Origin of the sequence: Burkholderia sp. SIMBA_051, assembly GCF_046534915.1 — a bacterium.
In the GTDB taxonomy this organism is placed as follows: Bacteria; Pseudomonadota; Gammaproteobacteria; order Burkholderiales; family Burkholderiaceae; genus Burkholderia; species Burkholderia ambifaria.
Genome location: NZ_JAWRXS010000009.1, coordinates 169,462 through 188,444, shown reverse-complemented (window position 1 = coordinate 188,444; position 18,983 = coordinate 169,462). Strand labels below are relative to the sequence as shown.

Sequence of the window (18,983 nt, the reverse complement as noted above, 5' to 3'; positions counted from 1 at the left end):
GGCAGCGCGTGCCCGGGCGTCGTGACGACAGCAGCGGATGCATTGCGGCGCCGTCCCGTTACATCGTCGTGTGCTTGACCGACTGCGCGAGCGTCAGCAGTTCGTCGAACTGCGTGATCAGCTCGAAGCACAGCAGGAACGCGAGCGTATAGGCCGGCGCGGGGAAGCGCCGGATCGCCTCCAGCACCTGCGGCGCGAAGCGCGATCGAATCGCGTCACGCGTCAGCAGCCACGCGATCGCGATGCCGATCGCCGCGCCGGCGATCAGGTCAGTCGGGTAATGAAAGCCGAGATACGCACGCGGCACGCAGATGAACACGACCGCATACAGCAGCGCGAGCACGCCGACGCGGCGCGCGATGATGAAAATCCCGGTCGCGATCGCCATCCACAGCATCGCGTGATCGCTCGGAAACGAGCTCCATGCCTGCAGCGTGGCCGCGCGCAATTCCTCGGACGGGAAATGCAGGTGCAGGTCGGGGTTGTAGATCGGCCGCACGCGGAACGGCAGGGCCTTCGCGAGCAATCGGCCGAACGCGAGCGCGACGAGCCCGCTCGCGACGGTCGCGATGACCAGCTCGCGTTGCCGTTCGCGTTGGGGGCCCGGCTGGAACCATAGCCAGCACAGCACGGGGATGAGCACGAAGCCCTTGAACGTATAGAGGCCGGCGATCACGCGGATCGCGTGGTTCATCAGCGGTCCGAACGTAATGTGGGTGAGGAAGGTCTGGATCGTGGTGTCGAAATTGTTCATGTTCTGCGACTCCGGCGGACGCACGACACATGACGCACGGCCGGCAGGATCAGGAAGCGCGCTCGCACCGGAGCGCAACGGGGGGCAAGTATGTCATCGGTAATTTCGAAGAAAATGGGAAAAAATACCGGGAATCCCCTGAGAAAACGCGAATTCCGGGTGGGGCCGGATTGGAGTGGGCCGTGCGGCGCGGTGATGCGGAATCCTCCGACGGTTGGGCGCGGATCTCTGCACGCCAGCAAAAAAATAATCGGTTAACTGGATAATTCGGTGAGCCGTCGCGGACCTTGCGCCGGATGACCGAAAGCGTTCCGCGTTCGGCGCGGATCTGCCGCGCTGCGCCCGGCCGCGCAGCACCGAAAGAAAATAAAAGAAAAGGCGGGCAAGCCCTGTGGCCTGTCCGCCCCGCATTCGCGACGTTGGCGAATTACCGGCGCCACACCCGCACGGCCAGCGCAGCCAGCGACGTCGCCACGGCCAGCACGATCACCGCATTCCAGCCCAGTTGCGCGAGCAACGAACTGCCGAGCGCGGCACCGGTCGCCATCCCGATGAACATGCCGACGAACAGCACCGCGTTGAGACGGCTGCGCGACGCCGGGTCGATTCGGTAGACGATTGCCTGGTGCGCGATCAGCGTGGCCTGCACGCCGAGATCGAAGCCGATCGTCGCGGCGGCGAGCAGCGCCAGTTGCGCATGCGGCGTCATCAGCGGCGCGGCGGCCATCGCGGCGAACGACACGGTCGCGATCCCGATGCCGAGCCGCGTGACACGCTCGGGACCGTGGTGATCGGCCAGGCGTCCGGCCACGGGCGCGGCCAGCGCGCCGGCGGCGCCCGCGAGGCCGAATGCGCCGGCGGCTGCGCTGCCGAGATGGAACGGCGCGCCGTGCAGCATCACCGCGAGCGTCGACCAGAACGCGCTGAACCCGACGGCCAGCAGCCCTTGCGCGAGCGCGGCCCGGCGCAGCGCGGGATGACGGCGCCACAGTTCGCCGAGCGACCCGATCAGCGCGCGGTACGACAGCCGCGTGGTGGGCTCGAAGCGCGGCAGCCCGCGTGCGGCCACGATGCCGATGGCGGCGACGCTGGCGGCCGCGAGCGCGAACATCGCGCGCCAGCCGGCCGTTTCCGCGACGAAGCCGGCGACGACGCGCGACAGCAGGATGCCGAGCAGCAGCCCCGTCATCACCGTGCCGACGATGCGGCCGCGATGCGCGTCGTGCGCGAGCGTCGCGGCGGCCGGCACGACGTCCTGCGCCATCGTCGCGGTCAGGCCGATCGCGAAGCTCGCGGCCAGCAGCAGCCCGAGCGACGGCGCGACCGCCGCGAGCAGCAGCGCGACGACCAGCGCGGCGGCTTTCGTGACGATCACGCGGCGGCGGTCGAAGCGGTCGCCGAGCGGCGCGAGCAGCAGGATGCCGAGCGCATAGCCGAGTTGCGTGAGCGTCGGCACGAAGCCGATCGCGCGCGCCGACGCGCCGAGATCGGGCCCCAGCGCGGCGAGCATCGGCTGCGCATAGTAGAGCGGCGCGACGCCGAGGCCGGCGGCCGCGGCCAGCAGCAGCACGAGCCGGCGATCGAGCAGCGAGGAGGCGGCCGCGGGGGCCGATGCATGCGCCGCGCGGGGCGCGGCGTCGAGACGGGTCGAAGTGGACATCGCGTACATCCTTGTTCGGGTATCGAATGGACGCGAGTGTGCCGGCCGGCGGCCAGTCACGGTAGTGCCGTCGCGCGCAGATTTGTTATACGCTTGACGAATGACCGACAAAATCCCCGATTTGCCCGCCACAGGCGGGTCTGATCGCATTCAGGTCGTGCCCGTCGACGGCGCCGGCTATCGTTTCGAGCTGATGGAAACCTTCGTGCGCATAGTCGAGGCCGGCAGCCTGTCGGCCGCCGCCGCGCAACTCAACACGACGCAGCCGACCATCAGCCGGCGGCTGCAGGCGCTCGAACGCTCGCTCGGCATGCGGCTGCTGCAGCGGACGACCCATGCGATGCGGCTGACCGTCGACGGCGAGCGCTGCTTCACGCGTGCGAAGGAGCTGCTGACGAACTGGGCGGCGTTCGAGGCCGACCTGCGCGGCGCGCAGGAGGAGCCCGACGGCCTGCTGCGGGTCGCGGTCCCGCATGCGTTCGGGCAGGAGCGCTTCGTCGAGCCGCTCGCGCGGTTCCTGCGTGACTACCCGCGTGTCTCGGTGGAATGGCTGCTGCAGGACGAGGTGCGCGATTTTGTGGGCAGCGGGATCGACTGCGCGATCCAGGTCGGCGAGCCGACCGATCCGTCCGTCGTCGCGATCCGGCTGAGCAAGGTGCCGCGCTTCGTGGTGGCCGCGCCGTCCGTGCTGAACGGCGCCGACGTGCCCGCCGATCCCGACGCGCTCGCCGCGTTGCCGTGGCTCGCGCTGCGCACGTATTACCGGACCGAGCTGACGCTGACGCACACCGTCACGGGCGACACGCGCCGCATCGCGATGCGCCCGCGCATCACGACCGCGAATCTCTACGCGCTGCGCAGCGCGGCGCTGCTCGGTGTCGGCGCGTGCGTCGGTTCGTCGTGGATGCTGGCGGACCATCTCGCGCGCGGCGAGCTCGTGCATCTCGCGCCCGACTGGTACGCCGCGCCGTTGCCGGTCTACATGACCTACCCGCACGCGCAGTTCTATCCGTCGCGGCTCGTGCGTTTCGTCGCGATGATGCGCGAGGCCGTGCCGCTGCTCGTCGAAGGGCGCGACGGGTAGGCGCCGTCGCGCGTGCCGTCAGCCGCGCCGGATGCCTTCGGGCAGCGCGCTGATGCGGCGCACTTCGGGCGAGTCGAGCCATGCGCGGGACGTCGCGCAGTCGACGAACATGTCGGTTGCATCCTCGCCCCAGAACAGGTCGCCGTCGAGTTCGAAGGTCGGCACGCCGAACACGCCGTGCGCGATCGCTTGGTCGGTGTTCGCGCGCAGCGCGTCCTTCACCGGTTGCGCGTCGACGGCCGTCACGCCTTCGGGAAAGCCGACCGCCTCACACAGCGCGGCGAAGCCCTCCGGCGTCGACACGTCCTGGCCGTCGCGCCAGATGTGCCGGAATATCCGCCGAATCGCATCGGGCGAGTTGCCCATCGCGATCGCGAGCCGCAGCGGCCGGATCGGGTTGAACGGATGCGCGGGCGGCATCCGGAACGGAATGCCGAGCTTGTCCGCGCGGTATTGCGCGTGGCGATAGGTGAAGACGCGCTTCGCCGCGATCTCGGCCGGCGCTTTCTGGCCCCAGTGCGCGAGCAGCGCGCCGAGCACGATCGGCTTCGGCTCGTATGCGGCGGCTGGCGGCAGTTGGTCGAACCGTTCCTGCTGCAGGTACGCGAACGGCGAAACGAAATCGAAATACCAGGTGGCGGTGCGCGCGGCGTTCATGGTTGGGGCCCTTGTACGTGTCCGGACGGCGGTGGCGTGCATCGCGCCGACGGGCGACGCGGTGCATGCGCGGGCGGCCAGTGTCGCATGCGGCCGCCGTTTGCGCAGTCGCTGCGCCGCACGCGCGTGGCCCGCTACGGCTGCGGCTACGGCTGCGCGGTGTCGTGCGCCGCAGCCGCCGCGAACCGCGCGAGACTGTCGCGCACCGTTTGCGCGTCGTAGCGCGCGCCTGCGCCGCCGAGCGCGACGGTCGCCTTCTGCGCGAGCGGCAACAGCATCGCGAGCGCCGCGGCCATGGCCGGCGCGGCGGCAAGCCGCGATTTCGGACCGGACACCGTCAGCGCGCCGACGCAATCGCCGGCCGCGCCGAATACCGGCACGGACGCCGACGCCGTCTCCGGGTCGCGCTCGCCGTACGACGCGGCCCACAGCTGTTCGCGCACATCGTTCCACTGTGCATCGTGCGGGTCGGTGAACGCGAGCAGCACTTTCCCGGACGCCCCCTGCCGAACCGGAAACTCCTCGCCGACCCGGATCGACACACGCACCGTGCGCGCGGGTTCGACGCGGTAGAGCACCGAGCGCATGTCGCCATGCCGCACGTAGAACGATGCCGTTTCACCGAGTTCGCGGCTCAGCGTCTCGAGCAACGGTTCGACGACCGGACCGACCCGGAACGAGCGTTGATACAGCGCGGCCAGCCGCAACGGCTCGTGTCCGACCGCGTACTGGCCGTCGTCGAGCTTGCGCACGAAGCCGCCGTGCTCGAGCGCGGCGAGCAGGCGCAGGATCGTGCTCTTGTACAGCCCGGTGCGGCGCGACAGTTCCGCGAGCGACAGCCGGTCGTCGGTGGGTCCGAACGCGTGGAGGATCGCGAACGCGCGATCGAGGACGGCGACGCCGCTGGAGGCTTCGGCCGATGAATCAGGCGCGTCGCCGGTGGGGTCTGCGGGAGTCGAGGTCGGGGGCACGGCTGGCTATTCCTTTGGGTGACGGTCGATCGACTATAGCGTTCTGCCTGGCAGAACTCAAGTTCCAAAAAATTGCATTTTCACGGGTATACCCCGCTTACAGCCGATTCGGTGCGCCTCTAAAGTTCCGTCAAACAGAACGATGTTCTTTCAGATAGAACTTTGAGGTGTCGAATGAGTGTTTCCGAAGATCCGCAGGTGCTGGTGAGCGAGGTCGGGCCGCGTGACGGTCTGCAGAGCATCAAGGCCGTGATGCCGACGGCCGACAAGTTGCGCTGGATCACCGCGCTCGCCGCGGCCGGCCTGCGCGAAATCGAGGTCGGATCGTTCGTGCCCGCGCGGCTGTTGCCGCAGATGGCCGACATCCGGGAAGTCGTCGCGCATGCGCTGGCGATTCCGGGGCTGCACGTCGCCGCGCTTGCACCGAACCTGCGCGGCGCCGAAAGCGCGTTCGAGGCGGGCGTCCACAAGCTGACGTTGCCGGTATCGGTGACCGAAGCGCACTCGCTGGCGAACATCCGCAAGACGCCGGCGCAGATGATCGACGAGGTGCGCGCGATCGTCGCGCTGCGCGATGCGCGGTTTCCGTCGGTGCAGATCGAGGCGGGCGTCTCGGTGGCGTTCGGTTGCACGCTCGCCGGCGCGGTCTCCGACGACGAGACGATCGCGATGGCGGCTGCGATGGCCGAATGCGGCGTCGACGAGATCGGGCTGTCTGACACGAGCGGCTACGCGAATCCGGCGCAGGTGCGCCGGCTGTTCATGCGCCTGCGGCGCGAAGTCGGCGACAAGGCCGGCGGCGCGCACTTCCACAACACGCGCGGGCAGGGGCTCGCCAACGTCGTCGCGGCGCTCGACGCCGGCGTGACGACGCTCGACGCGAGCCAGGGCGGCCTGGGCGGCTGCCCGTATGCGCCGGGTGCGACCGGCAACATCGTCACCGAGGATCTCGTCTTCCTGCTGGAGTCGATGGGGTACGACACGGGTGTCGACGTGGACGCGCTGCTCGCCGCGCGCGCGATCCTGCACGCGGCGCTGCCTGCCGAGGCGCTCTACGGCCACGTGCCGGACGCGGGGCTGCCGAAGGGGTTCTGGTATGCGGACGGCCGCGCGCCGAGCGCGACCCAGCCCGAAGGATGCCTGACGGGAGTCGCGCAATGAACGATCGCCAACCAGCTTCGGCGCTGCCGTACGAAGGCGTGCGCGTGATCGAGATGACGCACATGGTCATGGGCCCGACCTGCGGGATGCTGCTCGCGGATCTCGGTGCGGAAGTCATCAAGATCGAACCGATCGCGGGTGACGGCACGCGTGCGCTGCGCGGTTCCGGCGCGGGCTTCTTCGGGATGTTCAACCGCAACAAGAAGAGCCTGGCGGTCGACGTGAAGGATCCGCGCGGGCTCGAGATCGTACGGCGGCTCGTCGCGACCGCGGATGTGTTCAGCGAGAACTTCAAGAGCGGCACGATGGACCGGCTCGGCCTCGGTCATGCCGCGCTGTCCTCGCTGAATCCCCGCCTGGTGTACGTGTCGCACAAGGGCTTCCTGCCGGGGCCGTACGAACATCGCACCGCGCTCGACGAAGTCGTGCAGATGATGGGCGGCCTCGCGTACATGACGGGCCCCGAAGGGCGGCCGTTGCGTGCGGGCTCGAGCGTCAACGACATCATGGGCGGCATGTTCGGCGCGATCGGCGCAATGGCCGCGCTCGCGCAGCGCGAACGCACCGGGTGCGGCCAGCAGGTGCAGAGCTCGCTGTTCGAGAACAACGTGTTCCTCGTCGCGCAGCACATGATGCAGTTCGCGGTGACGGGGCAGGCCGCGTCGCCGATGCCGAGCCGCATTTCCGCATGGGCGGTCTACGACGTGTTTTCGGTGCGGGACGGCGAGCAGATCTTTCTCGCGGTGGTGTCGGACACGCAGTGGGCGCTGTTCTGCGACGCGTTCGGCCTGGCCGCGCTGAAGGACGATGCGCGCCTTGCGACGAACAACCTCCGCGTGCAGGCCCGCGAGTGGCTGCTGCCCGAATTGCGTGCGCGGCTCGCCGCGCATTCGGCCGCGGAGATCGGCGCGATCTTCGAATCGATCGGCCTGCCGTATGCGCCGATCACGAAGCCGCAGGACCTGTTCGACGATCCGCATCTGCTCGCGACCGGAGGCCTCGAAGCCGTGACGCTACCGGCCGACGCGAGCAGCGCCGGCCGGCCGGTCGACACGCGCACCGCGCTGCTGCCGCTCACGCTCGCGGGCGAGCGCCTGCGGCTGCGCTCGGCGCCGCCCGCGCTCGGTCAGGACACGTGCGCGCTGCTCGGCGAGGTGGGTTATACGCCGGACGAGGCGCGCGCGCTGATCGACGCCGGCGTCGTCGCGGGGCGGCACGGGCACGGTGCGAACGGGCCGCCGCCGGACGTACCGGACGTACCAAGCGATATGCCTTCGCCGAACGAAGCGGCGAGCGCGTAGCGCCAGCGCCGCTGCAATCCATCGAACCAACAAAAGGGCATCCCGGCCGCGCTCGCGCGGGCGCGGACCGCCGCATCCACGGAGACAACCATGACATCCGCTTCCCCGGCGCTGGCCGCCGATCGCGAGACCGACGCGTCGATCGAGCAACGGGCCGTACGCAAGGCAGCATGGCGCTTCATTCCGCTGCTCGCGCTCGCGTACTTCTTCAACTATCTCGACCGCACGAGCGTCGGGTTCGCGGCGCTGACGATGAACCGCGATCTCGGCCTGACCGCGACGCAGTTCGGCTGGGGCGCGGGGATCATGTTCGCGGGCTATTGCCTGTTCGAAGTGCCGAGCAACCTCGCGCTGTACCGCTTCGGTGCGCGGCGCTGGCTCGCACGCATCATGATCACGTGGGGGCTCATGGCGGCGGCGACTGCACTCGCGACAGGGCCAACCAGCTTCTATGCGATCCGGCTGCTGCTCGGCATCGGCGAGGCCGGCTTTTTCCCCGGCGTGATCTTCTTCCTCGCCGTGTGGTTTCCCGCGAGCTACCGCACGCGCGTGCTCGCGTGGTTCACCGTGTCGACACCGCTGTCGTCGCTGATCGGCGGTCCGCTGTCGACGTGGCTGCTGCAGCTCGACGGCGCGCTCGGCCTGGCCGGCTGGAAGTGGATGTTCATCGTCGAAGGGCTGCCCGCGTGCGCGCTCGGCTTTCTCGTCCTGAAGCGCCTGTCCGACTCGCCGGCCACGGCTGCGTGGCTGTCGGACGACGAGCGTAGCGCGCTGCAGCGCGCGTTCGAGCGCGAAGGCGCCGCCGCCGGCCGCAAGAAGGGCTTCGGCGTCGCGCTGCGAGACGTGCGCGTGTACCTGCTCGCGCTGATCTCGTTCGGCTTCACGATGGGCTCGTACGGAATCGGCATTTGGCTGCCGCAAATGCTGAAGGCGCACGGGATGTCGACGATGCAGACCGGCTGGCTGTCCGCGCTGCCGTACTTCTTCGCGACGATCGCGCTGCTGTGGTGGGCGAAGCGGGTGGATCGGCGCGGCGCACCGGTCGCGAACCTCGCGATCGGGCTGTGCATCGGCGCGGTGGCGCTTGGCGTGTCGACCCATTTCCTGACGCTCGGGCCCGCGCTCGTCGGCATCACGCTCGCGCTGATCGGCACGATTGCCGGACGCACGATCTTCTATACGCTGCCTTCGCGCTTCCTGTCGGGCCAGGCGGCGGCCGGCGGCCTGGCGCTGATCAATTCGATCGGCGCGCTCGGCGGATTCGCGGGCCCGTATCTCGTCGGCTACCTGAAGGACAGCTTCGGCACCTTCACGGCCGGGATGCTCGGCCTCGCGATCGTCCTGGCGATCACGACGCTGCTGACGCTGTCGCTGTACGCGTTCGACCGGAGCGAATGACATGACCCTTTCGATCAAACGACGCCGGCTGCTCGGTGCGGCCGCCGCCTCGCTCGCCGTCCCTGCATGGGCCGATACGCGCACGCCGGCTGACAACGGAGCTCCCCGCATGACGACGCAAGGCAACTATCTCGCGGTGCGAAACGACTGGCTCGCGTCCGCGCTCGAACCCGCACTCGAGCCGGATCTGCCGATCGTCGATGCGCATCACCACTTCTACGAGCGGCCGGGCTGGATCTATATGCTCGACGACTATCTGCAGGATGCGCGCTCGGGCCACAACATCCAGGCATCCGTCTACATGCAGGCGCTCACGCGCTATCGCGATGCGGGGCCGGTCGAACTGAAGCCCGTGGGCGAGACGGCTTACATCGCCGGCGTGACCGAGCCGCTTCAGCACAGCGGCCCGGCCGTCGCGAAAGGCATCGTCGGGCATGCGGACCTGCGGCTCGGCGCGCGCGTGCGCGACGTGCTCGACGCGCATCTCGACGCGGGGCGCGGACGCTTTCGCGGCGTTCGACACCTGAGCACATGGGATGCCGATCCGTCGCTCGCGAACCCGTTGTCGGCTGTGCCGCGCGGGTTGCTGCTCGATCCCGCGTACCGGGCCGGCGTCGCGCAGCTCGCGCCGCTCGGGCTGTCGTACGACGCGTGGCTGTTCTTTACTCAATTGCCCGAGCTGTTCGATCTGGCGAAGGCGAATCCCGACACGCGCATCATCGTCAATCACTGCGGCGGTGTCGTGCGGATCGCGAGCTATGCGGACAAGCGGCCGGAAGTTTTCCAGCGCTGGTCGGCGTCGATGCGCGAACTCGCGCGGTTGCCGAACGTATTCGTGAAGGTGGGCGGCCTCGGGATGCGGATCAACGGTTTCGATTTCGAAAAGGGGGCGCGGCCGCCGTCGTCCGAACAGCTCGCGGATGCGTGGAAGCCGTGGATGCTCACCTGTATCGAAGCGTTCGGTGCCGAGCGCTGCATGTTCGAGAGCAATTTTCCGGTCGACAAGGGTTCGTATTCCTACGTGAACGGCTGGAATGCGTTCAAGCGGCTGACCGCGCACGCGAGCCCGAGCGAGCGCGACGCGCTGTTCCGCGGGACCGTTTCGCACGTCTACCGGCTCGGCTGACGCGTATCGCGCGCGCCGCCTTGGCGCTCAGCCCGTCTCGACCAGCGCCGCGAGTCGGGCGAGCGCCATGCGCCAGCCGGCTTCGTTGTCGGTGACCGGCACACCGGGCGGCACGCCGTCGTGCACGGCCTCGACGCGCGTGCCGCCTGCTTCGTCCGACAGCGTGATCGTGATCGTCATGGCGCCGCGCAGCATCGGATCGTCGGTTTCGAACACGTCGATTTCGACGATCCGCTCGTCGGGCACGAGCGTCACGAAGCGGCCGTGATAGGTGTCGGTGTGCGCGGTGGTCTTGCCGGGGCTGTCCGATGGTTCGTCGTAGCTCAGCGACACGCGCAGCGCGCCGCCTTCGCGTGCGTCATAGGCGTGGACGCGGCATGTCATGCCGTCGGGCACCTTCCATTGTTCGACCGCGTGCGGGTCGAGCAGCGCGCGGTAGACGCGCCCGCGCGGTGCGTTCAGGTGCCGGCTGACCCGGGTCGAATGCGTGTGCATGTGCAGCATGTCGCCTCCCGCGGAATGCGCGCGACGGTGCACGCCGGATGCCGGCGTGTCGTCTTGCTTCCTTCAGGAATCCTAGGCGCGCGCGCGACGGCATGCAATCGGACCGTACGCTCACCCGCATTCAGCGTAACGCGGCCGCGAATTCCTCGAGCTGCGTGATGCAGATGTTCCAGCCTTCGAAGAACCCGAGCGCCTCGTGGCGCTCGCGCGTCGCGGCGTCGGGATGCATCACGCGCGCCTCGTAGCGGCAGCCGGCGGCGTCGTCGGCCATCGTGATGATGGCCGTGAAGCCCAGCCACGGCACCAGCGGCCGCCAGCCGCCGGCGAGCATCGACGTGAACGCGATCCGCGCTTGAGGCACGATTTCGAGGAAGCAGCCGGGGTTGTCGCTCGTGCCGCCGTCGGGGCCGCGCATGAACGTGTGGAAGGCGCCGCCCGGGCGCAGGTCGAACGCGCGCACTTCGGTGGTCCACGGCTTCGGGCACCACCATTCCTTCAGCAGTTCGGGGTCGGTCCACGCGCGCCAGAGCGCCTGGCGCGGCGCGCGCAGCGTGCGGGTGATGACGAGGTCATGGGTTTCGGCGGGGTCGACGTGGCTGGTTGACATGCGTTTGCTCCTCCTGTTGGCGGCTAAGCATAGGGGATGCAACGGGAATTTGCATCGCTCAGCATGATGGGGCGGTAACACGCGCCCACTCGCGCCGTGTTGCAGGGCACCGGTCGCCTTTGCACACGCATCGGGCGTATGCCGGCGTTCCTTTGGATCCGGGCGCAAGCCGTCGAATGCGTGCCGCGCGCCTGATTGCCGGAGAGGGTATGACCGAATCAGTTACCGTCCGCCGCGTCGATGCGAGCGAAGCGCGTGCCTGCGTCGACGCGCTCGCCGACGTGCTGATCGATTGCGTCGAAGGCGGCGCGTCCGTCAGCTTCATGTTGCCTATCGAGCGTGCGACGGCCGTCGCGTTCTGGACGCGCGTCGCCGACGGCGTCGCGAACGGCGAGCGCATCCTGCTCGTCGCCGAGGATGCCGCCGGCCGGATCGTCGGCACCGTGCAGCTCGTGACCGCGCAGCCGGAGAACCAGCCGCATCGCGCGGACGTCGCGAAGATGCTGGTGTCTCCGCATGCACGCCGGCAGGGTATCGCCGCGCGGCTGATGGCGGCCGCCGACCAAGCCGCGCGCGACGCCGGCAAGACCGTGCTCGTGCTCGACACCGTGACGGGCGGCGATGCCGAGCGCTTGTACGAGCGGGCCGGCTGGCAGCGCGTCGGCGTCGTGCCGAACTATGCGCTGATGCCCGACGGCGCGTTGTGTGCAACGACGTATTTTCACAAGCAGCTCGTGTAACGGGGCGGGAGGCGATCGCGGCGAGGTTCGCGATCGACGTGCGTGCGACGGCACGCGGCCGTGGGCCGGACGCCGGGCGGAACGGAAAAGCCGGCCGGCGGCGTCGCGGCTCCGATATATTCGTGCAGGAAAACCCACCAGCACATCCACGGAATCGTCGCCTCGATGAAACGCTCCCACGTCGCCTTCACCCTCACGGGCCTGCTCGTCGCGCTGCCGATCGCCGCCTACGCGCTCGTCAAGCCGCTGCGCGTGGTCGCTCCCGCGCTGCTTCCCGGCGTGTCATGCCCGAGCGCGGACATCTGCACGGACGATGCCGCGAAGTTCGACGCCGCGCAGCAGCTCTATCGCGACGGCTACGCGCGCGCGGCAGCGGCCGTGGGCCCGTTTCACGACGCCCCGCGCGTCGTGTTCTGCTCGACGCGCGAATGTGCGGACAAGTTCGGCCTCGGCGAACGCGCGGCGCTCACTCTTGGAGATTTCGGCGTGGTCATCGCGCCGCGCGGCTGGCAGACCTACTTCCTCGCGCACGAACTGATCCACCACCGGCAGGCCGAAGTGCTCGGCAACCTCGCGGTCGCGACCAAGCCGCGCTGGCTGATTGAAGGGATGGCGTATGCGCTCAGCGACGATCCGCGTCATCCGCTGACGGAGCCGTTCGAGTCGTGGCGCACGCGCTTCGCTGCGTGGCATACCGCACTGGGCCGGCAGCCGCTGTGGGACGCCGCACGGGCCGTGGAATAGCGATCACGCGCGGCTTGCCCCCGTCGTGCCGCCGCGCCGCTACGCCGGCAAGGCCGGATCGTCGGACTGGCCGGCGAGCGCGCGCCGCCCCGCGTCGAGGATTTCATCGGCCAGCGCCGGATCGGTGCCGGCGACCGCGCGCGACAGCACGAGCGCGCCGACCATCTGGCTGAACACCGCGATCGCGTCGCGGCGCGTGTCCGCCGCAGCCGCGCCTTCCAGAGCCACCATCCGTTCCAGCCGGTCGAGATAGCCGGCGACGCCGTGCGCGTAGCAGGCGCGTGCCGCGTCGGTCAGGCGTGGCGCGTCGCCCGCGAAGCCGGACAGCGGGCAACCGGCTTCGACGTTGTCGCGATGCGCGGTCGACAGGTACGACGTCACCTGTTGCGCGACGCTGCCGGCGCGCGGCGAATCCGCGCCGTCCTGCATGGCCTTTTCCATCACCGCGGCGACCAGTGCATCCTTCGATTTGAAGTGGTTGTAGAAGCCGCCCTGCGTGAAACCGGCTTCCTTCATCAGTTCCGTCAAACCGACCGCGTCGACACCGCGCACCCGGAACAGCCGCTCGGCGGCCGCGACGATCGCGTTGCGGTTGTCGGCGGCCTGTTGTCTCGAGACGCCCATCGATCCCTCCCTCATTCCAGCCATTACGTCGATTGAAAAACACAATGGTGATCACCATTGACGTGGTGAGCGTGCGCTGACACAATGCATCGCAAAGACAATGGTGATCGACATTGACATCCAGTGTAGCCGACTTCGCAAATGAAGCGAAGCGACGCCGGCGGCACGGATGGAGGTCGGGCGCGGGCAGCGGCACGAGCCTGCGCTCCGGTACCGCCGGCGCAACGGCTCGGTACGCGATGGCGGCATGGTTTCATTCACACGATGAAAGGAAGGATCATGAAGATCGAAGGTGCAGTCGTTTTCGTCACGGGCGCGAACCGCGGGCTTGGGCTCGAATTCGCGAAGCAGGCGCTCGAACGCGGGGCGCGGAAGGTCTATGCGGGCGCGCGCGATCCGGCCAGCGTGACGCTGCCGGGCGTGGTGCCCGTGACGCTCGACGTGACCGATCCGGCGGCGGTCGCCGCGGCCGCCGACGCCGCGCGCGACGTCACGCTGCTGATCAACAACGCGGGCATCGCGCGGCTCGGCAGCCTGACCGACGACGGCGCGGTCGACGCGCTGCGCGATCATCTCGAAACCAACGTGTTCGGGATGCTGGCGATGTCGCGCGCATTCGCGGCCACGCTCGCCGGCCACGGCGGCGGCGCGATCCTGAACGTGCTGTCCGTCGCGAGCTGGGTGAACCGGCCGATCCTGTCCGGCTACGGCGTGTCGAAGTCGGCCGCGTGGGCGCTGACCAACGGGCTGCGGCATTCGCTGCGCGAGCAGCGCACGCAGGTGGTGGGGCTGCACGCCGGCTTCATCGATACGGACCTGACACGCGACCTCGACGTGCCGAAGGCGACGCCGGCCGACGTCGTGCGCCAGGCATACGACGCGATCGAATCCGGAGCGGAGGAGGTGGCCACCGACGACTTCACGCGGCAGGTGAAGGCCACGCTGTCGGCCGGTGTTTATCTGGACGAGGCGGCGCCGGTCTGACGTCGCCTGTAAAAGACAGCCCGCCGTGCGCCGATGCGCGCGGCGGGCGCGGTCGTCAGACCGTGGTGTCGATGATGCCGGGGATCTTCACGTCCGGGTTCACGTCCGCGTCGTAGTCGACGCCGGCGATCTCGAAGCCGAACAGACGCAGGAATTCGATCTTGTAGCCGGCGAAGTCGGTCATCTCGTACAGGTTCTCGTTCGTGACCTTGTCCCACATCGCGACGACCTTGCCCTGCACTTGCGGATCGAGCTCCTTGTAGTCCGCGCGCAGACGGCCTTCTTCGTCGATGTGCGGCGTCGCGCCGTACAGGCTGTCCTTCAGGAGCCCGTACACCTGCTCGATGCAGCCTTCGTGCGTGCCCTGTTCCTTCATCACCTTGAACAGCAGCGACAGGTAGAGCGGCATCATCGGAATCGCCGAGCTCGCCTGGGTGACGACGGCCTTCAGCACCGACACGCGCGCATCGCCGCCGTGCGCGGCCAGCTTGTCGCGGATCGACAACACCTTCTTGTCGAGATCCTTCTTCGCTTCGCCGATCGAGCCGTTCCAGTAGATGTCGTGCGTGATCTGTTCGCCGAGATACGTGAACGCGGTCGTCTTCGCGCCGTCGGCCAGCACGCCGGCCTCGTCGAGCGCGTCGATCCACATCTGCCAGTCCTCGCCGCCCATCACGGCGACGGTGCCGTCGATCTCTTCCTGCGTCGCCGGCTCGAGCGAGACTTCGCGGATCACTTCCTTGTCGGTGTCGAGGCCGCGGAACGTGACCGCCTTGCCGACCGGCTTCAGCGTCGAGCTGATCGTTTCGCCCGTCTTCGGATGCGTGCGGCGCGGTGCCGCGAGGCTATAGACGACCAGGTCGACCTTGCCGAGATCCTGCTTGATGGTGTCGATCGTGACCTGCTTCACCTTGTCGGAGAATGCGTCGCCGTTGATGCTGCGCGCATAGAGCCCCTTTTCGGCGGCGAATTTCTCGAACGCGGCGCTGTTGTACCAGCCGGCCGTGCCCGGCTTCGTGTCGCTGCCGGCGCGCTCGAAGAACACGCCCAGCGTGTCCGCGCCCGAGCCGAATGCGGCCGAGATCCGGGCGGCCAGGCCGTAGCCGGTCGACGCGCCGATCACGAGCACCTTCTTCGGGCCGTTGGCGATCGGGCCATGCGAAGTCACGTAGTCGATCTGTTCCTTGACGTTGGCTTCGCAGCCGACGGGGTGAGTCGTCACGCAGATGAAGCCACGCACGCGCGGTTTGATGATCATGGGAACCTCTAGTCAGAAAGGCGCGGACGGCCTGAAATCGGAAAAATCCCGCGCATTGTAATGGAAGCGGGCGGCCACGGCGGGAAAGGCGGGCGAGGACGGCGGTCGCAATCGCCGGGCAGTCGAGCCGCCGGCATGGCGGTTCGCGCTGCCGCCGCTTATTTCTCTCTTGACAGAAATAACTGAAAAAACTAAATTTCCCGACATGGAACTCACACCGATTGCCGAACGATTCATTCTCCACTGGGGCGAAATGGGCTCGCGATGGGGCGTCAACCGCACCGTTTCGCAGATTCACGCGCTGCTGTACCTGGCCGGGCGGCCGGTGGCCGCCGACGAGATCGCCGAGACGCTCAACGTCGCGCGCTCCAACGTCAGCACGAGCCTGAAGGAGCTGCAGGCGTGGCGGCTCGCGAAGGTCGTGCACGTGCTGGGCGATCGCCGCGACCATTTCGAGACGTCGACCGACATCTGGGAACTGTTCAAGCTGATCGTCGAAGGGCGGCGGCAGCGCGAGATCGAACCGACGCTCACGGTGCTGCGCGATTGCCTGACGAGTCCCGAGATCGCCGACGAAAGCCGCGAGACCGAACAGCGCATCCGCGACACGCTGCAGTTCGTCGAGACGCTCACCACCTGGTCGGACGAGATGCTGCGGCTCAAGCCCGACACGCTGATGAAGGCGCTCGGGATCGGCGCGAAGATCAGCCAGACGGTCAGGCGCAAGTCGTCGAAGTAAGCGGAAATCGGAAGTGCGGGCGCGCAGCCCGCTTTTTTTGAAGGCGTTGTTTCTGTCATTACAGAAACAACAGTAAATAGAGGATGAAAATGAACGAGGCCCTGCTGTCGATCCGCCGGCATGCCGCACCACGGAGTGCGACATGAACATCCTCGTCTGCGGCGCGAACGGGTTCATCGGGCGGGCGTTGTGCGCGCGGCTGGAAGCCGGCGGCCATCGCGTGCTGCGCGGCGTGCGGCATGCGGTGGGCCCGCACGATGTCGCGATCGACTTCGCGACGGACATCGATCCCGACGCGTGGCTGGCACGGCTGGCGGGCGTCGACGTCGTGATCAATGCGGTCGGCATCCTCGCCGACCGGCGCGATGCGACGCTCGACACCGTGCATCGCGCGGCGCCCTGCGCGCTCTTCACGGCATGCAGCCGCGCCCGCGTGCGGCGCGTGATCCAGATCTCGGCGCTGGGCGTCGAGCGCGGCGACACACCGTATTTCGCCAGCAAGTACGCAGCCGACACCTTCCTGCAGACGCTGCCGCTCGATTACCGGATCGTGCGGCCCGCGCTCGTCTACGGCGCGGCCGGCACGTCGGCGCGGTTCTTCCGGATGCTCGCGAGCCTGCCCGTGCACGCGTTGCCGGCGGGCGGCCATCAACGGCTGCGCCCCGTGCACGTCGACGACCTCGCCGAACTCGTCGCGCGGCTCGTCGTTTCGCCGGCGGCCGGCCATTCGGTCATCGATGCGGTCGGCGCTGACGAAGTCGAATACCGCGAGATGCTGAGCGGCTATCGCGCCGCGCTGGGCTTCCCGCCGGCAGCCCGCATTGCGCTGCCGGGCCCGCTGGTCGGGGCGGCGGCCGCGCTGGTCGGCACGCTGCCGGGCGCGATGCTGACCCGCGATACGTGGACGATGCTGCGCGGCGGCAACACCGGCGATCCCGCGGCGTTGGCGGCCGTGCTCGGCCGACCGCCGCGCGGCCTGCGCAGTTTCATCGGCGCGGACGCGCTCGCGCTGCGCCGCGACGCGCTCGCGATGTGGCGGCGGCCGCTGCTGCTCGGCGCGCTTGCGATCGTCTGGATCTGGACGGCCATCGTGAGCGCGTTCGTCCACCCGCAGAGCGACAGCCTTGCGATGCTCGCCCGCGCGCACCTCACCGGGCTGCCCGCGCTGATCGCCCTCTACGCCGCCTGCGCGCTGGACTTCGCGTTCGGGGTGGCGACCGTCGCCGCGCCGTCCCGCCGTCTGTGGGCCGCGCAAGGCGTGCTGATCGTCGCGTATTCGGCCGTCATCGCGGTCACGATGCCCGGGCTGCTGGCCGAACCGTTCGGCCCGGTGATCAAGAACGTGCCGATTCTCGCGATCCTGTTGATCCTGTTTTCAGAAGAAGAACGACCATGAATACCTATCTCGTCATCAAGGCGCTTCACATCCTGTCCTCCGTGCTGATGGTCGGCACGGGCTTCGGCACCGCGTTTTACCTGTTCTTCGCGAACCGCACGCGGTCGGTGCCCGCGATCGCGGCCGTGTCGCGGCTCGTGGTGCGCGCGGACTGGTGGTTCACGACACCGGCCGTGATCTTCCAGCCGGCGTCCGGGTTGTGGCTCGCGCATACGGCCGGCTGGCCGTGGCATACGCCGTGGCTCGTCGCGTCGATCGTGCTGTATGCGGTCGCGGGCGCGTGCTGGCTGCCGGTCGTGTGGCTGCAGATCGAGCTGGCCGCGTTGGCGAACCTCGCGCATGCGAACGGCGAGGCCACGCTGCCGGCGCGCTACTGGCGCTATGCGAAGCGCTGGGAACTGCTCGGCTACCCGGCGTTCTTCGCGATGCTGACGGTCTATTTCCTGATGGTGCTCAAGCCGATGTAAGCGGGCGGCGGGCCGCTAATGCCGATCTCGCGTGCGGGCCCTGTCGATTTCCACGCGCTCGTGTATAAATTCGACGGGAGCGCGTTCGAGCCGTTTCGGGCATCCCGAACGCTCCGCATCCGACCTCAGAAGGAGACAGCATGCTGCACATCCTCGGCAAGATCCCGTCCATCAACGTCCGCAAGGTGCTGTGGCTGTGCACCGAGCTGAACCTGCCGTTCGAGCAGGAAGACTGGGGCGCGGGCTTTCGCACGACCAACGACCCGACCTATCTCGCGCTGAATCCGAACGGCCTCGTGCCCGTCATCAAGGACGACGGCTTCGTGCTGTGGGAGTCGAACACGATCATCCGCTATCTCGCGAACCGCTACGGCGGCGACGCGCTCTATCCGGCCGAGCCGCAGGCGCGTGCGCGGGTCGATCAGTGGATCGACTGGCAGGGCTCGGACCTGAACCGTTCGTGGGTCGGCGCGTTCCTCGGCCTCGTGCGCAAGTCGCCCGACCACCAGGATCCGGCGGCGATCGCGCAGTCGATCGCGGGCTGGACGAAGCATATGCAGGTGCTGAACGCGCAGCTCGAAGCGACCGGCGCGTTCGTGGCCGGCGACCACTTCACGCTCGCCGACATTCCGATCGGCCTGTCGGTGAACCGCTGGTTCGGCACGCCGTTCGAGCATCCGGACTTCCCGGCGGCGAAGCGCTATATCGAGCGTCTGGCGACGCGCGAGGGCTTCAAGCAGTACGCGGGCAGCGCGAACCCGTAACGGATCGCAAGCCGCGGGCGGGGCGGGCGGGGTGGTGCGACTGC

Annotated in this window: 20 protein-coding genes; 12 read left to right on the top strand and 8 right to left on the bottom strand. The window is 68.5% G+C overall.

Annotated features, from left to right (window positions below):
• Positions 1 to 58: 58 nt before the first annotated feature.
• Complete coding sequence (locus SB771_RS22885; RefSeq protein ID WP_175660019.1) at positions 59 to 754, bottom strand: phosphatase PAP2 family protein; 696 nt, start codon at positions 752 to 754, stop codon at positions 59 to 61.
• A gap of 427 nt (positions 755 to 1,181) precedes the next feature.
• Entirely contained in the window at positions 1,182 to 2,414 is a 1,233-nt protein-coding gene (locus SB771_RS22880) for an MFS transporter (protein WP_175660020.1), read from the bottom strand.
• A gap of 100 nt (positions 2,415 to 2,514) precedes the next feature.
• On the opposite strand from SB771_RS22880, the gene SB771_RS22875 reads away from it, so the two are divergent.
• Entirely contained in the window at positions 2,515 to 3,498 is a 984-nt protein-coding gene (locus SB771_RS22875) for a LysR family transcriptional regulator (protein WP_175660021.1), read from the top strand.
• Between the two features lie 18 nt (positions 3,499 to 3,516).
• On the opposite strand, the gene SB771_RS22870 is transcribed toward SB771_RS22875, so the two are convergent.
• A complete protein-coding gene (locus SB771_RS22870; RefSeq protein WP_175660022.1) occupies positions 3,517 to 4,155 on the bottom strand; it encodes a 2-hydroxychromene-2-carboxylate isomerase in 639 nt (212 codons plus the stop codon).
• A gap of 146 nt (positions 4,156 to 4,301) precedes the next feature.
• The gene (locus tag SB771_RS22865) at positions 4,302 to 5,126 is read right to left on the bottom strand and encodes an IclR family transcriptional regulator (RefSeq protein ID WP_175660023.1); all 825 of its coding nucleotides are present in this window, start codon (positions 5,124 to 5,126) and stop codon (positions 4,302 to 4,304) included.
• A 174-nt stretch (positions 5,127 to 5,300) separates the two neighbouring features.
• Between SB771_RS22865 and SB771_RS22860 the strand changes: the two genes are divergently transcribed.
• From SB771_RS22860 to SB771_RS22845, 4 genes are all read left to right on the top strand, one after another.
• On the top strand, positions 5,301 to 6,287 hold the full coding sequence (locus SB771_RS22860) for a hydroxymethylglutaryl-CoA lyase (protein WP_175705296.1): 987 nt from the start codon (positions 5,301 to 5,303) through the stop codon (positions 6,285 to 6,287).
• The gene (locus SB771_RS22855) at positions 6,284 to 7,588 is read left to right on the top strand and encodes a CaiB/BaiF CoA transferase family protein (protein ID WP_175660025.1); all 1,305 of its coding nucleotides are present in this window, start codon (positions 6,284 to 6,286) and stop codon (positions 7,586 to 7,588) included. Before SB771_RS22860 ends, SB771_RS22855 begins: the two co-directional genes overlap by 4 nt.
• A gap of 90 nt (positions 7,589 to 7,678) precedes the next feature.
• Positions 7,679 to 8,986 carry an MFS transporter gene (locus SB771_RS22850; protein ID WP_175660026.1) on the top strand — a complete coding sequence of 436 codons (1,308 nt, stop codon included), beginning with the start codon at positions 7,679 to 7,681 and terminating at the stop codon, positions 8,984 to 8,986.
• Between the two features lies 1 nt (position 8,987).
• Complete coding sequence (locus tag SB771_RS22845; RefSeq protein WP_175660027.1) at positions 8,988 to 10,112, top strand: amidohydrolase family protein; 1,125 nt, start codon at positions 8,988 to 8,990, stop codon at positions 10,110 to 10,112.
• A 27-nt stretch (positions 10,113 to 10,139) separates the two neighbouring features.
• Here the strand turns inward: SB771_RS22845 and SB771_RS22840 are convergent, their stop codons facing one another.
• On the bottom strand, positions 10,140 to 10,616 hold the full coding sequence (locus SB771_RS22840; protein ID WP_011659750.1) for an SRPBCC family protein: 477 nt from the start codon (positions 10,614 to 10,616) through the stop codon (positions 10,140 to 10,142).
• 121 nt (positions 10,617 to 10,737) lie between these two features.
• Complete coding sequence (locus SB771_RS22835; RefSeq protein WP_175660028.1) at positions 10,738 to 11,223, bottom strand: SRPBCC family protein; 486 nt, start codon at positions 11,221 to 11,223, stop codon at positions 10,738 to 10,740.
• A 209-nt stretch (positions 11,224 to 11,432) separates the two neighbouring features.
• Between SB771_RS22835 and SB771_RS22830 the strand changes: the two genes are divergently transcribed.
• Together SB771_RS22830 and SB771_RS22825 are read left to right on the top strand one after the other, a co-directional pair.
• Positions 11,433 to 11,963, top strand: a complete 531-nt coding sequence (locus SB771_RS22830; protein ID WP_175660029.1) for a GNAT family N-acetyltransferase — start codon at positions 11,433 to 11,435, stop codon at positions 11,961 to 11,963.
• A gap of 165 nt (positions 11,964 to 12,128) precedes the next feature.
• Positions 12,129 to 12,707, top strand: coding sequence for a hypothetical protein (locus SB771_RS22825; RefSeq protein WP_175660030.1), 579 nt, complete (start codon positions 12,129 to 12,131; stop codon positions 12,705 to 12,707).
• 39 nt (positions 12,708 to 12,746) lie between these two features.
• Here the strand turns inward: SB771_RS22825 and SB771_RS22820 are convergent, their stop codons facing one another.
• Positions 12,747 to 13,331, bottom strand: coding sequence for a TetR/AcrR family transcriptional regulator (locus SB771_RS22820; RefSeq protein WP_175660031.1), 585 nt, complete (start codon positions 13,329 to 13,331; stop codon positions 12,747 to 12,749).
• A gap of 279 nt (positions 13,332 to 13,610) precedes the next feature.
• On the opposite strand from SB771_RS22820, the gene SB771_RS22815 reads away from it, so the two are divergent.
• Positions 13,611 to 14,315, top strand: coding sequence for an SDR family oxidoreductase (locus SB771_RS22815; protein ID WP_175660032.1), 705 nt, complete (start codon positions 13,611 to 13,613; stop codon positions 14,313 to 14,315).
• Between the two features lie 55 nt (positions 14,316 to 14,370).
• On the opposite strand, the gene fabV is transcribed toward SB771_RS22815, so the two are convergent.
• The gene (fabV, locus tag SB771_RS22810; RefSeq protein ID WP_175660033.1) at positions 14,371 to 15,573 is read right to left on the bottom strand and encodes an enoyl-ACP reductase FabV; all 1,203 of its coding nucleotides are present in this window, start codon (positions 15,571 to 15,573) and stop codon (positions 14,371 to 14,373) included.
• A gap of 205 nt (positions 15,574 to 15,778) precedes the next feature.
• Between fabV and SB771_RS22805 the strand changes: the two genes are divergently transcribed.
• From SB771_RS22805 to SB771_RS22790, 4 genes are all read left to right on the top strand, one after another.
• Positions 15,779 to 16,312, top strand: a complete 534-nt coding sequence (locus SB771_RS22805) for a GbsR/MarR family transcriptional regulator (protein ID WP_006760784.1) — start codon at positions 15,779 to 15,781, stop codon at positions 16,310 to 16,312.
• A gap of 142 nt (positions 16,313 to 16,454) precedes the next feature.
• Positions 16,455 to 17,708: an SDR family oxidoreductase gene (locus SB771_RS22800; protein ID WP_175660034.1), complete on the top strand. Its 1,254-nt coding sequence runs from the start codon at positions 16,455 to 16,457 to the stop codon at positions 17,706 to 17,708.
• On the top strand, positions 17,705 to 18,175 hold the full coding sequence (locus tag SB771_RS22795) for a DUF2269 family protein (protein WP_175660035.1): 471 nt from the start codon (positions 17,705 to 17,707) through the stop codon (positions 18,173 to 18,175). Before SB771_RS22800 ends, SB771_RS22795 begins: the two co-directional genes overlap by 4 nt.
• A gap of 140 nt (positions 18,176 to 18,315) precedes the next feature.
• Positions 18,316 to 18,939, top strand: coding sequence for a glutathione S-transferase family protein (locus SB771_RS22790; RefSeq protein ID WP_138849639.1), 624 nt, complete (start codon positions 18,316 to 18,318; stop codon positions 18,937 to 18,939).
• Positions 18,940 to 18,983 lie beyond the last annotated feature (44 nt).

Excerpts from the sequence above, each read along its gene's own strand:
- SB771_RS22885 (WP_175660019.1), bottom strand. The coding sequence starts at position 754 with ATGAACAATTTCGACACCACGATCCAGACCTTCCTCACCCACATTACG.
- SB771_RS22880 (WP_175660020.1), bottom strand. The coding sequence starts at position 2,414 with ATGTCCACTTCGACCCGTCTCGACGCCGCGCCCCGCGCGGCGCATGCA.
- SB771_RS22875 (WP_175660021.1), top strand. The coding sequence starts at position 2,515 with ATGACCGACAAAATCCCCGATTTGCCCGCCACAGGCGGGTCTGATCGC.
- SB771_RS22870 (WP_175660022.1), bottom strand. The coding sequence starts at position 4,155 with ATGAACGCCGCGCGCACCGCCACCTGGTATTTCGATTTCGTTTCGCCG.
- SB771_RS22860 (WP_175705296.1), top strand. The coding sequence starts at position 5,301 with ATGAGTGTTTCCGAAGATCCGCAGGTGCTGGTGAGCGAGGTCGGGCCG.
- SB771_RS22855 (WP_175660025.1), top strand. The coding sequence starts at position 6,284 with ATGAACGATCGCCAACCAGCTTCGGCGCTGCCGTACGAAGGCGTGCGC.
- SB771_RS22850 (WP_175660026.1), top strand. The coding sequence starts at position 7,679 with ATGACATCCGCTTCCCCGGCGCTGGCCGCCGATCGCGAGACCGACGCG.
- SB771_RS22845 (WP_175660027.1), top strand. The coding sequence starts at position 8,988 with ATGACCCTTTCGATCAAACGACGCCGGCTGCTCGGTGCGGCCGCCGCC.
- SB771_RS22840 (WP_011659750.1), bottom strand. The coding sequence starts at position 10,616 with ATGCTGCACATGCACACGCATTCGACCCGGGTCAGCCGGCACCTGAAC.
- SB771_RS22835 (WP_175660028.1), bottom strand. The coding sequence starts at position 11,223 with ATGTCAACCAGCCACGTCGACCCCGCCGAAACCCATGACCTCGTCATC.
- SB771_RS22830 (WP_175660029.1), top strand. The coding sequence starts at position 11,433 with ATGACCGAATCAGTTACCGTCCGCCGCGTCGATGCGAGCGAAGCGCGT.
- SB771_RS22825 (WP_175660030.1), top strand. The coding sequence starts at position 12,129 with ATGAAACGCTCCCACGTCGCCTTCACCCTCACGGGCCTGCTCGTCGCG.
- SB771_RS22820 (WP_175660031.1), bottom strand. The coding sequence starts at position 13,331 with ATGGGCGTCTCGAGACAACAGGCCGCCGACAACCGCAACGCGATCGTC.
- SB771_RS22815 (WP_175660032.1), top strand. The coding sequence starts at position 13,611 with ATGAAGATCGAAGGTGCAGTCGTTTTCGTCACGGGCGCGAACCGCGGG.
- fabV (WP_175660033.1), bottom strand. The coding sequence starts at position 15,573 with ATGATCATCAAACCGCGCGTGCGTGGCTTCATCTGCGTGACGACTCAC.
- SB771_RS22805 (WP_006760784.1), top strand. The coding sequence starts at position 15,779 with ATGGAACTCACACCGATTGCCGAACGATTCATTCTCCACTGGGGCGAA.
- SB771_RS22800 (WP_175660034.1), top strand. The coding sequence starts at position 16,455 with ATGAACATCCTCGTCTGCGGCGCGAACGGGTTCATCGGGCGGGCGTTG.
- SB771_RS22795 (WP_175660035.1), top strand. The coding sequence starts at position 17,705 with ATGAATACCTATCTCGTCATCAAGGCGCTTCACATCCTGTCCTCCGTG.
- SB771_RS22790 (WP_138849639.1), top strand. The coding sequence starts at position 18,316 with ATGCTGCACATCCTCGGCAAGATCCCGTCCATCAACGTCCGCAAGGTG.